Origin of the sequence: Pseudomonas sp. PDM10 (assembly GCF_014852295.1) — a bacterium.
Taxonomy (GTDB): domain Bacteria; phylum Pseudomonadota; class Gammaproteobacteria; order Pseudomonadales; family Pseudomonadaceae; genus Aquipseudomonas.
Genome location: NZ_JACVBJ010000002.1, coordinates 174359 through 189291, shown reverse-complemented (window position 1 = coordinate 189291; position 14933 = coordinate 174359). Strand labels below are relative to the sequence as shown.

The following is a 14933-nucleotide window of genomic DNA, read 5'->3' as shown; positions in this document are numbered from 1 at the left end:
GATGCGCACACGCCATCTCCCGTTGTTGATTTGCCTGGGCCTGACAGGCTGTATGCTCGGCCCGGATTATCAGCGCCCTGCCACAGACACCCCTGCTGCCTATCGCTATGCAGAGCAGGAGGCCAACAATCTGTCCAACACCCTGTGGTGGGAACAGTTCAAGGATCCGGTCCTGAATGACTTGATCCGCAGTGCGCTGGTCGAGAATAAAGACATCAAGATTGCCGCCGCCCGGGTCGAGGAATTCCAGGGTCGTTACGGTGTGGTGCGCTCGCAGATGTTTCCGCAAATCGGCGCCGCCGCGCAAGGCAGTCGCGCCAGGGCACCGCGCGACAACGGCCCGGTGCCATTGGATTCCAGCGTCGACCCGATTTACAAAAACTACCAGACGACCCTCAATGTGAGCTGGGAGTTGGACGTCTGGGGTCGTTTACGGCGACTCAATGAGTCGGCGCGGGCTGACTTGCTGGCCTCGGAGGAAGGTCGGCGTTCGGTCATTCTGAGCCTGGTATCGTCGGTGGCATCCAGCTACATAGCGCTACGCGATCTTGACCGGCAGCTGGAAATCGCCCGCACCACCGCCAAGGCCCGCGGCGACTCCTACGGAATTTTTAAACTGCGCTTTGGCGCCGGCACCATTTCCGAAATGGAACTGGCGCAAAACCTCTCCGAATTCCAGCGCACCCAAGCGTCTGTATCGCTACTCGAATACCAGGTGGCGCAACAGGAAAACAATTTGGCGGTGCTGCTTGGACGCAATCCGGGACCCATCATCAGAGGCCGTGATCTGACGCAACTGACCCTGCCATCGGTCCCCGCCGGGTTGCCTTCGGACTTGCTGGAGCGACGCCCCGATCTACGTCAGGCCGAACTGGACCTGATCTCCGCCAATGCCCGTATCGGTGCCGCCAAGGCGCTGTACTTCCCGACGATATCCCTGACCGGGCTGTTGGGCTCAGTCAGTAACCAACTCTCGAATTTATTCACCGGGCCGGCCGCCACCTGGTCCTATGGTGTCGGCGCGAGCATGCCCATTTTCACCGCTGGCGGGATCGCCGGTCAGGTCCAACAGACCGAGGCCTTTCAACAACAAACCTTGCTGGTCTATCAGCAGTCGATTCAATCAGCCTTCAGGGATGTTGAAAACGCGTTGGTGGCGGCGAGCAAATCCCGCGAGCAGATGGCTTCCCAAGCCAGTCAGGTCGAGGCGCTACGCACTTACACCAGGTTTGCGCGATTGCGCTACGACAATGGTTACACCAGCTACATAGAAGTCCTGGATGCCGAACGCAGCTTGTTCGATGCCGAGTTGAATTACACCCAAACCCGGGGTTCGGTGTTCACCGCCATGATCGATGTTTACAAGGCAACAGGCGGCGGTTGGGTGAGCGAAGCGGACAAGCTGACGGCAACCGTCAGCGAAAAAAGCCCCTGATCAGATAGCCGCCCGCCAATATTCAATTGACGCGGCACAAGTGCAGGAATCCGACACGCGGCATCAGGCTATTGGGAAATAGGCCAGAAGGCTTGATTTTTATCAACTGCCTGCCGGTTATTCGAGTACAGGCTAACAACCAGGAAGATCAACAGCATGAATGGCTACCGTCATCGTGCTTAGAGAACAAAGGATGACTCTGCACAGGTCAGGATGATTGAAACCCTGTATCGCCGAGCGCCGTAAATGAACATTTATATTGAAAAAGATCCTGTACAGAATCTCTGGTGGGTTCACATGGATCTGTGGGGTGCAAGTTTCCGCAGCCTTGCTGGAGCTGAGTCATTTGTTGAGCGATTGAGTTCGAGAATTAATGCACCTCATTCTCTGGGAGCGATTGCGAATAATTCTCTGTCGCCAGAAACGTTTCCGAATAGTCAGCCGCTCGATCAGCACACTGTGTCTGACTCGGTAAAGACTCGTTCTCACGCTTGATACCAATTGAGGCCTCGGTGAGCCGTGCTTGACCCGCACCGTGGTCAGCCGCGCAGCTCACCGCCAAGTCATCAGTTCCTTAAAGCAGCTGATCCGAAAGAGAACACCTGGTGACGTGTGATCAGGGTTGACGCAGCCCCCCCAACCGCACCTTTTTCAGCCCACTTCACTTTCCCGGATGAGCTTCTTGTTAATCTTCCCGACGCTGGTTTTAGGGATTTCGGCGACGAACTTGAACTGCTTGGGGATCGCCCATTTGTTGATGCGGCCACGCTCGACAAACCCTTGCAGGTGCGTCTCCAGGATCTTGCGATCGAGATACTGCCCGGGCTCGCACACCACCAGCGCCATCGGCCGTTCGCCCCATTGTTCATCGGCGATGCCCACGACTGCGACCGACATGACGGCCGAGTGCTCGCTGATCAAGCTCTCCAGTTCCAGCGAGCTGATCCACTCCCCGCCCGTCTTGATCACGTCCTTGATGCGATCCTTGATTTCCACTCCGCCCAACGGGTCGATAGAGGCCATGTCGCCGGTGTGCAGCCAGCCGTTGTGCCACAACTCGGCGCCCTTTTCGGGCTCCTTCAAATAGCCTTGGGTCAGCCAGGGGGCGCGCACCACGATCTCGCCCAGAGACTCGCCGTCATGGGCAACCTCATTGCCACTGGCATCGATAATTTTCAGGTCGACCATCGGCACCGGTGTGCCGGTCTTGATGCGGGTGGCCAGTTGGGCTTGCGTGGATTGGGCAAGGTCTTCGTCGCGCAGGTAAGTCAGGCACAGCAACGGACAGGTTTCCGACATGCCGTAGCCGCTGTGCACCTGAATACCTTTGGCGCTCGCTTCGCTGGCAATACCTAATGTCAGCGCGCTGCCGCCCAGGAGCATTTTCCAGCCATCAAAACGGGTCTGTGCCGCTTCCTCGCAGTTCAGGATCATTTGCAAAATGGTCGGCACACAGTGGGAGAACGTGACCTTCTCCTCTCGATACAGTCTGACCAGGCTGTTGGGCTCGTAGCGTCCGGGGTAGACCTGCTTGATCCCCATGAGGGTGGCGACATAGGGCACACCCCAGGCATGCACGTGAAACATCGGTGTGATCGGCATGTAGACATCATCGGAACGCAGCAACGGCAACCCCTGATAGACGCCCAAAGTGCCCACGGCATTCAAGGTGTGCAAGACCAGCTGGCGGTGGGTGAAATACACGCCTTTAGGGTCGCCAGTGGTGCCCGTGGTGTAGAACAGGGTCGCGACGGAGTTTTCATCGAAATCGGGAAAGTCGTATTGGTCGGCCGAGCCGGCCAACAGGTTTTCATACTCCCCTAGCACCGGTAACGACGTGTCGGTTGCTGTGTCGTCCGTGAGCTGCAGGTAACCTTTGACGGTTTCAAGCCGTCCGTGAATCTGTTCTACCAGCGGCAGGAAATCATCATGTACCAGCACCAGGTCATCCTCGGCATGGTTCATGGTGAAGAGCACCTGATCCGGCGAAAGACGGATGTTCACGGTATGCAGCACCGCGCCGATCATCGGCACGGCAAAGAAGCATTCCAGGTAGCGATGGCTGTCCCAGTCGAGCAGGGCCACGGTATCACCCGCCTTGACGCCGGCAGCGGTCAAGGCGTTGGCCAGCCGACGGATCCGCTGGTTGAGGGTCTGGTAGCTGTAGCGCAGTTTGTCGGCGTAGACGATTTCCCTGCCCGGCTCGTAGCGCACGCCGGACAGCAGCAATTGCTTGATCAGCAAGGGATAGGCATAGGCGCCGTCGGCGGGCGGAATTATTTTTGTCGCCATCATGGTTGTGGTTCCCGGTCCTTTTTACGTGGGCTCAGAACTGCTCTGCATCCAATTGATAGAGGCATTCGCTGCCAGCCTTGGCCGATGCACTCAACGAGTGGATGCGTGGCAACAGACGGGCGAAGTAGAAGCGCGCGGTGGCCAGTTTGCTGGCGTAGAAATCGTCTTTGGAATGCGTACTCATGGCAGCCTTGGCCATTCGCGCCCACATGTAGGCGTACGCGGTGTAGCCGAACACGTGCAGGTACTCGACCGAAGCCGCGCCGATTTCATTCGGGTTGTTCTGGGCTCGGTCCAGCAGCCATGCGGTCAGTTCGTCGAGGGTGTCGACGGCGGCGTTCAATGGTTTGGTGAACTCGCTGAGGTCAGCGCAGGCATTGGCGGTAAAGTTGCGGATTTCGGAAGCGAACAGCCGGTACAGCGCCCCGCCACTGCCGACGATTTTGCGCCCGGCCAGGTCCAGTGACTGGATGCCGTTGGTGCCTTCGTAGATCTGGGTGATGCGCACATCGCGTACCAGTTGCTCCTGGCCCCATTCGCGGATGTAACCGTGGCCGCCGAAGATCTGCTGGCCATGCACCGTGGTTTCCAGCCCCATGTCGGTGAGGAACGCCTTGGCCACCGGGGTCAGCAGCGACACCAGTTCCTGGGCACGGCTGCGGGTTGCCGCGTCATCGCTGTACTTGGCGGTGTCCAATTGCAGGGCCACGTAGCTGGAGAACGCCCGCCCGCCTTCGTTCAAGGCCTTCATGGTCAACAGCATCCGCCGCACATCCGGGTGCACGATGATCGGATCGGCCGCTTTGTCCTTGTTCTGCGCGCCCGTCGGCGAACGGCTTTGCAGGCGGTCACGGGCGTATTCGACGGCGTTCTGGTACGAACGCTCACCCAACGCCAGGCCCTGGATACCCACGCCCAAACGTTCGTAGTTCATCATGGTGAACATCGCCGCCAGGCCCTTGTTCGGCGCATCGATGATCCAGCCGGTCGCCCCGTCAAAGTTCATCACGCACGTAGCGGAGGCCTTGATGCCCATCTTGTGCTCGATGGAACCGCAGGACAGCGCGTTGCGTTCACCCAGCGAGCCATCAGCATTGACCAGCACCTTGGGCACCAGAAACAGCGAAATCCCCTTGGGACCAGCCGGTGCATCCGGCAACCGGGCCAGCACCAAATGAATGATGTTTTCGGTCAGGTCGTGCTCGCCGCCGGTGATGAAGATCTTGCTGCCGCTGATCTTGAAACTGCCATCGGCCTGAGGTTCGGCACGGGTGCGTATCAGCCCCAGGTCCGTGCCGGCATGCGCCTCGGTCAGGCACATGGAACCGGTCCAGGTGCCGGCGTACATGCTCGGCAGATAGCGTTCCTTGAGTTCCTGACTGGCGTGGGCATTGATCGACAGGCACGCGCCGGCGGTCAGCATTGGGTACAGGCCGAACGACAGGCTTGCCGAGTTGACCATCTCCTCGACCTGAGCCGAAATGGCCTTGGGCATGCCCATGCCACCGAACTGCGGATCGCCGCCAACACCCACCCAACCGCCGTCGGCGAATGCCTGGTAGGCCGCGACAAAACCGTCCGGCGCCTGGACCGCGCCGTTACTCCAGGTGCAGCCCTGCTCGTCGCTGCTGCGGTTCAGCGGTGCGATAACTTCACCGCTGATTTTGCCGGCCTCTTCAAGGATCGCCGCGGCTGTTTCTTCATCGATCACCTCGGCCAGGCCAGGCAGTTGGGCCCATAGCCGGGACACTTGGAAGACTTCGTTGAGTACGAAGCGCATATCGCGCAAAGGAGCTTTGTAATCAGACATGGTTGGCTTACTCGGAAGTGGTCAGGGCATGCGGCATACCCTGGCGTTGAGATGTATCGGTTTCAGCGGCTTGCGCCACTTGGGCTTGCGCAACGGGGTGACGCAGCAGGAAGTACGACAGGGCAGGAATCAGCACCAGCGCGCCGAGCATGTTCCACAGGAACATGAAGGTCAGCAGGATGCCCATGTCGGCCTGGAACTTGATCGGCGACCAGACCCAGCACACAACGCCCGCTGCCAGGGTGATGCCCACCAGGCCCACGACCCGGCCGGTAAACGACACGGCGTTGCGGTAAGCCTGAGACAGCGGCAAGCCCTGGCGCTGGTAATGCAATTGCACGCTGAGCAGGTACAACGCGTAATCCACGCCGATGCCTACGCCCAATGCGATCACCGGCAGGGTCGCGACTTTCACGCCAATGCCCATGGCCACCATCAACGCCTCGCAGAGGATCGAAGTCAGCACCAGTGGCAACAGGGCGACCAGGGTCGCGCGCCAACTGCGGAAGGTGATCAGGCAGAACAGCGTCACCGCCGCATAGACGTAAAGCAGCATGGTGCGATTGGCCTCGCGCACCACGATGTTGGTCGCTGCCTCAATCCCGGCCGACCCGGCCGCCAGCAGGAACTGGCGATCTTCGCTGTTGTTCTCCCGGGCAAATTTCTCGGCGATGCCCACTACGGCATCCAGGGTCTCGGCCTTGTGGTCCTTGAGGAAGGTGATCACCGGCATCAGCGAACAATCGGTGTTGAACAACTCCGGGGAGTTGACCGAGGCTTGTTGCGCGGCGTAGTTCAGCACGTCCTGATTGCGCTGGATGCTGTTGAGCTTGGGGTTGCCTTCATAGGTGCCGGCGGTGATTTGGCGCACCGCGTTGACCAACGAAGCCGTGGCCTGTACGCCCGGGTACTGCTGTAGTTCCCAGGCCAGACGGTCGGCGAGGACCAGCGTCTTGTAGTTCAAGCAGCCTTCCGGCGCAGTCTTGATCATCACCGCGAACAGGTCACTGGACAGCGCGTAGTGGCTGGTGATGTAGGCGTTGTCACGGTTATAGCGCGAGTCGGCACGCAACTCCGGTGCGCCACTTTCCAGATCACCGATCTTCAGTTGCAGGCTGACCATGAAGCCGCCGATGCCCATCAGCACCGCGACCAATACCGCCCCCGTGGCCCACTTGCGCGTGGTGAAGCGGTCGAGCAAGTCCCACAGTTTGCCGAAGCCTTTGTGCCCTTCTGCGCGCGTGTCGATTTTCAGCGCACGCTCGGCCGCCTTGGTGCCGACGCCGACATAAGACAGCGCCACCGGCATCAGCAATAGCGAGGTAAAAATCAGCACCGCCACACCGATGCTGGCGGTGATTGCCAGGTCGCGGATCACCGGAATATCGATCAGCATCAGCACCGCGAATCCGACGGCGTCGGCCAGCAGCGCGGTGACGCCAGCGATGAACAGACGGCGGAAGGTGTAGCGTGCGGCGATGAGTTTGTGGGTGCCACGGGCGATGTCTTGCATGATCCCGTTCATCTTCTGCGCCGCATGGGACACGCCGATGGCGAAGATCAGAAAAGGCACCAGCACCGAGTACGGGTCGATGGCATAGCCGAGCCAGGCGACAATGCCGAGTTGCCAGACCACCGCGATCAACGAGCAGCCGACCACCAGCAAGGTGCTGCGAACGCATCGGGTGTAGGCGTAAATGATGATCAGCGAAGTGACCACGGCCAGGCCGAAGAACATCATCACCTGAATCAGCCCGTCGATCAGGTCGCCCATCAGTTTGGCGAAACCGATCACCCGGACTTTGTACTGGCCCTTGCCCTCCTCCCCGGCCTTGCGTGCAGCGCTGTCGCCGGCGAATTCGATCTTGTCGCGCAACTGCTCCTCGAGCATCTGCGAAAAGACGTGGTAGTCGATGCGCTGACCGCTGGCCGTGGCCTTGTCCAGCAGCGGCACGATCAGCATGCTCGATTTGTAGTCGCTGGCCACCAGGCTGCCGACGATACCGGCGCGGGAAATGTTCTGGCGCAGCTGTTCTATTTGCTCAGGCTTGCCCTCATAGGTATCGGGCATCACCGGGCCACCCTGGAACCCTTCCTCGGTGACTTCAGTCCAGCGCACCGCCGGGCTCCACAACGACTTCATCCAGGCGCGATCGACGCCTTCGGTGAGGAACAATTTGTCATTGACCTGCTTGAGCACATCCAGATAGCCAGGGTCGAAAATATCGCCCTGAGTGTTCTCCACCACCACCCGCACCGAGTTGCCCAAACCGCGCAGCGACTGGCGGTTTTCCAGGAAGTTCTGGATGTACGGCTGACTCTGCGGAATCATTTTCTCGAAGCTTGGACGCAGCTCCAGGCGAGTCGCGGCCATGTAGCCCAACACCACGGTGGCCAGCGCCATCAGCAGCATGAACAGCGGACGGTAGTTGAACACCAGCCGCTCCAGCCGATTGCCGGATTGGCGGTCGAAGTCCCGCAGATCGCGGATCACCGGCATGGTTTCTTGTTTGATATGGCCCATGTCTGGGTTCTCGCTCTAAGGGTTCGAGGGCTTATTCAACGGACAGCGTCCGTGCACCACGGCTGCCAACCACCACCAGCGCACCGTTGGCGGCGCGCGTGACGCCCGTCACCGGAACCGGTTCGGCTTGCTGCAACCAGTGCAGTTGCGCACCGGCGCCCTGGCTCACCAGCATCTGCCCGCCCTGAGTGAACAAGCGGTAATCACCTTGCGCATCGACGATGCCGGCGGTGATGCTGACGTGCAGGCCAGTGTCCTGCGGGGTCCAGCTGAGACCGCCATCGGTGCTGCGCAGCACATTGCCGCGCAAGCCGTAGACGAGCGCTTCCCCGGGTTTGCCGAGCACACCGAAAAAACTGCCTTGATAAGGTGTCTGCACAGCGGCGAAGCGCTGTTGGGCGTCATTCCATTTCAGCAACAAGCCCTGTTCGCCGGCGATGTACAGCGCATCGCCGGTGGAGGCGATGGCGTTGAGGTGAAAGCCCTGCGGGTTGTCGGTGCGGTCCTGGAACGGGGTCCAGCTCTGGCCGCCGTCTTCGGTGCGCAGGATCAGGTTGAACACCCCGACCACATAGCCGAGGCGGTCGTTGGCGAACCAGACATCGAGCAAGGTTTTGTCGGCGCCCTGCACCACCAGGCGCTCACCTTCGGCGACCAGCAGTGGCCATTGTTCGTTGTCAGGTTCGGCACTGGCCAACGCACCGTAATGCTTGACCAACAAGGCCCCGATCTCGCGGCCGTCCAGTTGCTTGCGCCAGGTCGCACCTGCATCGTTGCTGTGCAACACCACACCGTCGCCGCCCACCGCCCAGCCCTGGGTGGCGGATGGAAAGCTGACGGCATTGAGGTCGGCACTGACCGGCACCGCGGCCTGCTGCCAGTGCTGACCGGCATCATCGGAAAACAGAATATGGCCACGCTGGCCGACGGCGATCACGCGCTCACCGGCGCGGGCCATGCCGGACAACGGACTGTTGATGGCCAAGGCACTGACCCTGGCGGGCAGGTCCAGCACATCGACGTAATCGGCCGCGTGGGTGATGCCCTGCAACAGGCCGAGCACAACCCCAAACGCCACCTGCAAATAATTCTTATACGAACACATACCGCGTCCTCTTCGGAAAACCGCGCCGGGACACACATCCGTGTGTCTGACGTTCACACCTGGCGCCCGCGACGATCGGCGTGCACCGACCGCCGCACGGTCCACGCCTTGTCAGCCGTGGACCTTGCGGGCGCTTACTTGCGTTTGGCTTAGCGAATGCCGCTGCCGGCCAGGGATTCCGACGACCATTGCGCCTTGGAGAGCGGATCGATGTACTTGATGCCGCCGTAAGGCCCGACCACGCCGTTGATGTTGTAGGAGCCCCCCACCAGGTCGTAGATCATGAAGGGCGTGGAATCCGGGATCTGCTTGTCGTAGCTCTGGCTGAGGAACGCGAAAGAGCCACGGTACAGCTGACCACGGGCGTCGTATTGGTCAGAGGCCAGAGCGGTCCAGCTGTCTTCATCGAGGTAGAAGCGGCGCTTCTGATAGATGTGTCGAGCGCCGGCCTTGAGGTTGCCCTCCACCACCCAGACGCGGTGTTTTTCCCAACGCACGTAATCGGGAGCCAGGTGATTGGCGGTGGTCAGCGACTTGGGATCCTGGGCGTAGGTCAGCTTGTAGGTGTTGTAGGGCACGATCATTTCCTGCTTGCCCACCAGCTTCCAGTCGTAGCGATCCAGTGCACCGTTGAACACGAAAACATCGTCGTAGGTGCCCGCGCCGGCGGTGCCGGGGTTAGGCGTGTCGTAGGCCAAGTTCGGTGCCAGTTTGACCCGACGCTGGCCAGGCAAGTACTGCCAGGCGCGGCGCGGTTGCTGCAGCGGGTTGGCGGCGTCCTTGAGCATCACCGCTTCACCGGCCCGGCGCGCTGGGCCGGTATAGGACAGCTTCATCTGGTAGTACACGTCGGCGCTGCTGATCGGCTGCGCGAGGTTTTCGTAGATCGGATAGGAAATGAACGCCTGGCCGGTGGTCGCCAGGCTCGGCACGCCGGCGGAGTCAACGTTCCAGGAGTCGTACTTGGAATTGATGCTCACGCCTTGATAGCGCAGCAGGAAGTTCCACATCGCTTCGTTGCCCGACTGCGGGATCGGGAACGGCACGCCCGGCAGCACGTTATCGATGGCCAAACCGCCTTCGAGGGACTTGGCACCGCTGGCATTCTTCACGCCGTTGTCGAGGATGGCTTTGGGCAGCGAAACGGTGCGGTGGGTCGGGTAGACATTGACGTGGAAGCTCGGGAAACGTTTGGCCAGTTCCGCCGTGGTTGCACTGAGCAAGCCCTTGTACTGATCGACGTTTTTACCGTCGATCACCAGCAACGGTTTTTCGTTGACGAAGGGATCCGGGCGCATGCTGTCACCGGATTTGAAACTGGCCGGCGGCGTGGTCAGGCCACCTTCATAGGCGGGGATGGAACCATCAGCGTTCCCAGCCTTTTCGGCGCCCACCAGGGTCAGGCTGCTGCCCAATTTGGCAGCGTCCTGAGTTGAAACAGCGGCCTGTGCCTGGGCGGCAAGGACCATGGCCAGCGACGCGGCCAACACGGTTTTTGCGAATTTCATCTTGTTATTCTCCTGCTTGCATTGAGCAAATCAGTGGTGCATCAAAAAGTGGTTTTCATCGTCAGGTAAACGGCGCCACGGTCCTCAGTCGTGGCCCCCCCACCGGAGAAGGCTGAGTAGCCACCGCCGTAACAGGCGTAGTTTTCATTGCCGCTAAAGGCATTGGGTGTGGAGCCGTCGCCGGTGCCGGCATTGGCCGCGCCGGTACTCAGACCGCTGGTGTCGCACTTGTCGGTCTTGCCGAAGGAGTCCACGTACTTCAGGTCGACGAAGTATTTGTTGTACACAACGGCACCCACGCCCACGGCATAGTTACCGGTGTCTTTGGCGCCGCCACCGGACACTGGCGACACGCCGGCAAGGCCCACGTTGACGGACATCGGTGCGTTGAGGTCGACGCCGGGAAACACCTGGTACCAGGTCGGCGTGAAGTTGACCGCGACGCCCCAGTTGTCCCGGGTCGGCTGGTCGATGCCGCGATAGGTGTCCTTGCCCTTGTAGAGCGCCTCGTTCTTGCTATCGAGCTTGAGCAGGTTGCTGTAATACAGCTCGCCCAGCAGGGTTGCCGAATCGAACACCGGCGTTTTGGCAATGGTCATCAGACCGTTGAGCGTCCAGTGCAAGGTGTCGCCGGTGGCGGCCATGCTGTCGCCCCTCTCCGGGGTGTCATACACCACACCGGTGGCAGCCGTACGCGCCGGCAACAGGCCAAGACCCGCGCCCAGGCCCAGCGGACTGTTGGTGCTGACAATCGCCGGAATACTGGCCAGCGGCATGTTGTGACGAATGTTCAGGTCCGAACCCACACTCACCCCGCCCACATCCTTGGACAGGCTCAGGCCAACGATCTTGATGTTGTCGGCGTAGGCCATTTGATAGGTGGCGGTGCTCAGCGAGTTGAGCGTATTGACCACCGCAGGCACTTGCCCAGCCGGCCGGGTGCCGTTGGGGTTGGCCGAACTCAGGCCTCTGGCATCCAGCCACGCTTGCGGCAGGATTTCCGAGGTTTCGCGGTAGTAAACGCCGAGGGTGCCATCCAGCCAGGCCGGCGACCACTTGGCCATAACGCCCCAGTCACCGCGCTTGTCCGGCGTCAGGTCGTGACCGCGACGCACATTGGTCAGACCGTTGCAGGGCGCCAGACCACACCCCAGCGGACTGCCCGGCACCACGCCATTGGTGTTGCCCAGCAGGAAAGATTGCGCACCGAAACCGACCAGATCGGAACCGCCGTAATAAGTGCCGGCTTCCGGCAGGCGCGCGGCGTCCCAATCGAGGAAATACTGGGCACCCACGGTCAACTCGGGATTGACGGTGAACGACATCGACAACTGGTTACGCGGAACGAACAGTTCCTTGGCTTCGGTACCGGGCGAGGCAGCCAGTTTGGCCAGGTCCAGGCCCGATTGGCCGTAACTGATCGAGTGCACCGGGTTGAGAATGGTCTCGCCCCAGAACACGTTGTGCTGACCGGCCTTGACGCTCAGCAGCGACTCCTCGCCCACTTCGGTGCTGTAGAACACGAAGGCATCGAGGATTTCGCCGGACGGACCGGTGTAGTAACGCTGGGCATAGTTGCTCAGGTGCGGGCTGCCGTTGCCGACGTTGTCACCGGTGACCCCGGCCAGACGTGGGTCGTTGGCGACCAGCCCCGACCTTGCGTCGTTACCGTTGACGAACGGGTTGGAATTGGAACCGGTGTTCTCGTAGGCCTTGTCATACCAACCGGCGGCGCTGACACGAAAACCCATGTGGTTCTGGTAGACCACATCCATCTCGGTCAACAGGTCGACACGGTTGGTGATGTTGGTCCCGGCCCTGCGGAAGTTGTAGTCGCCGTCGTTGTTGTTCGGCGTTGCCAGCATGCGTTTGTCAGCACTTTCGGTGCGTACGCCGTAGTTGTACTTCACGGTGTTATCAAGACGTACGGTCCAGTCCGGGTTACCTGTGTCGAGCTCGACCGCCTGCGCGACCGGCACGGCGGCGGCCAGAATGGCCGAGGCCAACAAGGTGTAACGCGAGGGTGCGAACCCGTGACTCTTATTGTTGTGCATTGCGTTGTCTCCGCCTTTTTGTATTTGTTTTAAGCGCAGCCGCCCTCGCGCAACCCCTTGTTCCAGGGGTTTACGGTTTCAGGAATGAGGGCAAATGCCGGATGGCGCGGGCCAACCGGCGCCTGAACTAGCGATCCAGCTCGAGGATGAGGGCTTCGGCGTGTGGCCAGTGCCCATACCCGGCAGCAGGATTGAGATGACCGACTTCGCCGAGATTGAGCAGCTCGCTGCCCCAGCCTTCGGCCATGCGCGTGGCGGCGTCCACGCTGGCGAGGTGGTCGTTGGTACTGGCGGCCAGCAGACTGCGGAACGGCAACCGGCCTTTGGGTAAAGGGTCCCAACCCTGGGTACGCAGGGTTTCAGCGGAGGGGTAGCCCTGCGGCCATTGGGCATCAAGGTCCGGCGGAGCGGCCAGCAGCGCGCCCTTGATCGGCCGACTGTGCCGCGCAGCCCAGTGCGCAACCATCAACACGCCGGCGCTGTGAGCGACCAGAATCACCGGCCCGTCAATCTGTGCCAGTGTGTGCTGGATCGCTTCGACCCGCTTGCTGCAATCAAGCTTGTCGGTGTCCAGCGGCGGCACACTGCGTACCTTGCACAGCCTGGTTTCAAGCAGCGTTTGCCAATGCTCGGCAACGTGCTCGCGCAGACCCGGTACGATCAGAACGGTTGCTGCAGTTTGCAGTTTGTTCACTTCAACACCTTCGCTTTCTCGATGACTCGACTGGCTCTATTCGCCAGGGGCTTTTTGTAGGACTGACATTAAAGAGCGCCCGCCCGAGGCGCTTTTCATTAGACGTCAGGCACTTTTCTTTTCATGACAAATTTCCAGCTGTTGGCACATGGCGACCATTGGTCGAATATCCCCGCAGGTTCTCTACAGCTCACTGTAATCAATGGGTGAGCGTCGATTGCTGCACAACGACGGTGTGATTTTGGACAGCATTGGGCGAGCGCCCTCGCCAACGTCACAACTGTTCAATTGTTGATGTGCTGGATATAGTCGCCACGCAAATTTGAATCGCAACTGGCCCAGGAAAGACCTTCGCATGCCCAAGCTTGTTCGCGCCGCCGTCTTGACCAACTACCTGGAGGTTACTCAGTACCTGGGGTTCAACCCACGCGATGTACTGGCCGGCGTCGGCTTGAGCAAAGCCAAGCTGCAAGCCCCTGAACATCGCATTCCCATCGATGCCGCCGTGCGTCTGTTGGAGGATTCGGCCGTCGCCAGTGGCTGCCAGAGTTTCGGCCTGAGCATGGCCGAGTCGCGTCAGCTCTCGGACTTCGGCGTGGTCAGTCTGCTGCTCAGTCACCAGCGTACGTTGCGTGACACCTTGCAAGTGTTGGTGCACTACCGTCATCTGATGAACGATTCGCTGGCCCTCTTCATCGAGGAGGCGGGCAAGATGGTGATCATTCGCGAAGAGGTGGTCACCGAATCGCCGATGCCCTGCCGACAAGCCAATGAACTGGCCATCGGCGTGATGTTCCGCCTGTGCGCCGCCCTGCTCGGCGCACACTGGCAACCCTACAGCGTCAACTTCACGCACCAGCCACCCGACAACCTGCAACTGCATCGCCGTCTGTTCGGCTGCAAACTGGAGTTCGGCAGCGAGTTCAATGGCATCGTCTGTCCCAATGCCAGCCTCGACATGACCAACCCCCATGCCGACCCGGCCATGGCGCGCTATGCCCAGAGTTACCTCGACTCACTGCTGAACCACGAAGGCCCTTCGATGTTGTTCGAGGTGCGCAAAGCCATCTACCTGCTGCTGCCGATGGGACGCGCCACCATCGAGCAGATTGCCCAGACCCAGGGCATGAACGTACGCACCCTGCAACGTCGCCTCAAAGACGACGGCTGCGCCTTCAACGACCTGATCAACGACGTGCGCCGTGACCTGGTGTTGCGCTACCTGGAAAACCCGAATTACTCGTTGGGCCGGATCGCCGACATGCTCGGCTACTCCATGGCGAGTTCCTTCACACGCTGGTTCATCACCCAGTTCGGCATGCCGCCGGCGGCTTGGCGCAGCGCGCAAAAACAACCCAAGGCACCCAGCGAGCCGAGCGCCCTTCCCGGCCCCACGCAACCCTGGGACGACTGAAAAGGCCCCAGGGCCTTACACAAAAAAAACGGCGACTGTTTATACAGTCGCCGCAAAAAACCGGCGTTTGTGACACCGGTCGGGAGCCCCACTG

9 protein-coding genes are annotated in these 14933 nt (G+C 60.5%); 2 read left to right on the top strand and 7 right to left on the bottom strand.

The window, feature by feature from the left end; translation table 11 throughout:
• Position 1: 1 nt before the first annotated feature.
• Positions 2 to 1435, top strand: coding sequence for an efflux transporter outer membrane subunit (locus IB252_RS07450; RefSeq protein ID WP_192407859.1), 1434 nt, complete (start codon positions 2 to 4; stop codon positions 1433 to 1435).
• Positions 1436 to 2086: 651 nt separating this feature from the next.
• Here IB252_RS07450 and IB252_RS07445 read toward each other — a convergent pair.
• The 7 genes from IB252_RS07445 to IB252_RS07415 all read right to left on the bottom strand — a co-directional run bounded on the left by IB252_RS07445 (position 2087) and on the right by IB252_RS07415 (position 13425).
• Entirely contained in the window at positions 2087 to 3730 is a 1644-nt protein-coding gene (locus IB252_RS07445; protein ID WP_192407858.1) for a fatty acid--CoA ligase, read from the bottom strand.
• 31 nt (positions 3731 to 3761) lie between these two features.
• On the bottom strand, positions 3762 to 5540 hold the full coding sequence (locus IB252_RS07440; protein WP_192407857.1) for an acyl-CoA dehydrogenase C-terminal domain-containing protein: 1779 nt from the start codon (positions 5538 to 5540) through the stop codon (positions 3762 to 3764).
• 7 nt (positions 5541 to 5547) lie between these two features.
• On the bottom strand, positions 5548 to 8064 hold the full coding sequence (locus IB252_RS07435) for an efflux RND transporter permease subunit (protein WP_192407856.1): 2517 nt from the start codon (positions 8062 to 8064) through the stop codon (positions 5548 to 5550).
• A gap of 31 nt (positions 8065 to 8095) precedes the next feature.
• The gene (locus IB252_RS07430; RefSeq protein WP_192407855.1) at positions 8096 to 9169 is read right to left on the bottom strand and encodes a WD40/YVTN/BNR-like repeat-containing protein; all 1074 of its coding nucleotides are present in this window, start codon (positions 9167 to 9169) and stop codon (positions 8096 to 8098) included.
• 149 nt (positions 9170 to 9318) lie between these two features.
• A complete protein-coding gene (locus tag IB252_RS07425; RefSeq protein ID WP_192407853.1) occupies positions 9319 to 10677 on the bottom strand; it encodes a DUF1329 domain-containing protein in 1359 nt (452 codons plus the stop codon).
• Positions 10678 to 10718: 41 nt separating this feature from the next.
• Positions 10719 to 12731: a DUF1302 domain-containing protein gene (locus IB252_RS07420; RefSeq protein WP_192407852.1), complete on the bottom strand. Its 2013-nt coding sequence runs from the start codon at positions 12729 to 12731 to the stop codon at positions 10719 to 10721.
• Between the two features lie 127 nt (positions 12732 to 12858).
• Entirely contained in the window at positions 12859 to 13425 is a 567-nt protein-coding gene (locus IB252_RS07415) for an RBBP9/YdeN family alpha/beta hydrolase (protein ID WP_192407851.1), read from the bottom strand.
• 355 nt (positions 13426 to 13780) lie between these two features.
• Between IB252_RS07415 and IB252_RS07410 the strand changes: the two genes are divergently transcribed.
• A complete protein-coding gene (locus IB252_RS07410; RefSeq protein ID WP_192407850.1) occupies positions 13781 to 14839 on the top strand; it encodes an AraC family transcriptional regulator in 1059 nt (352 codons plus the stop codon).
• Positions 14840 to 14933: the final 94 nt, after the last annotated feature.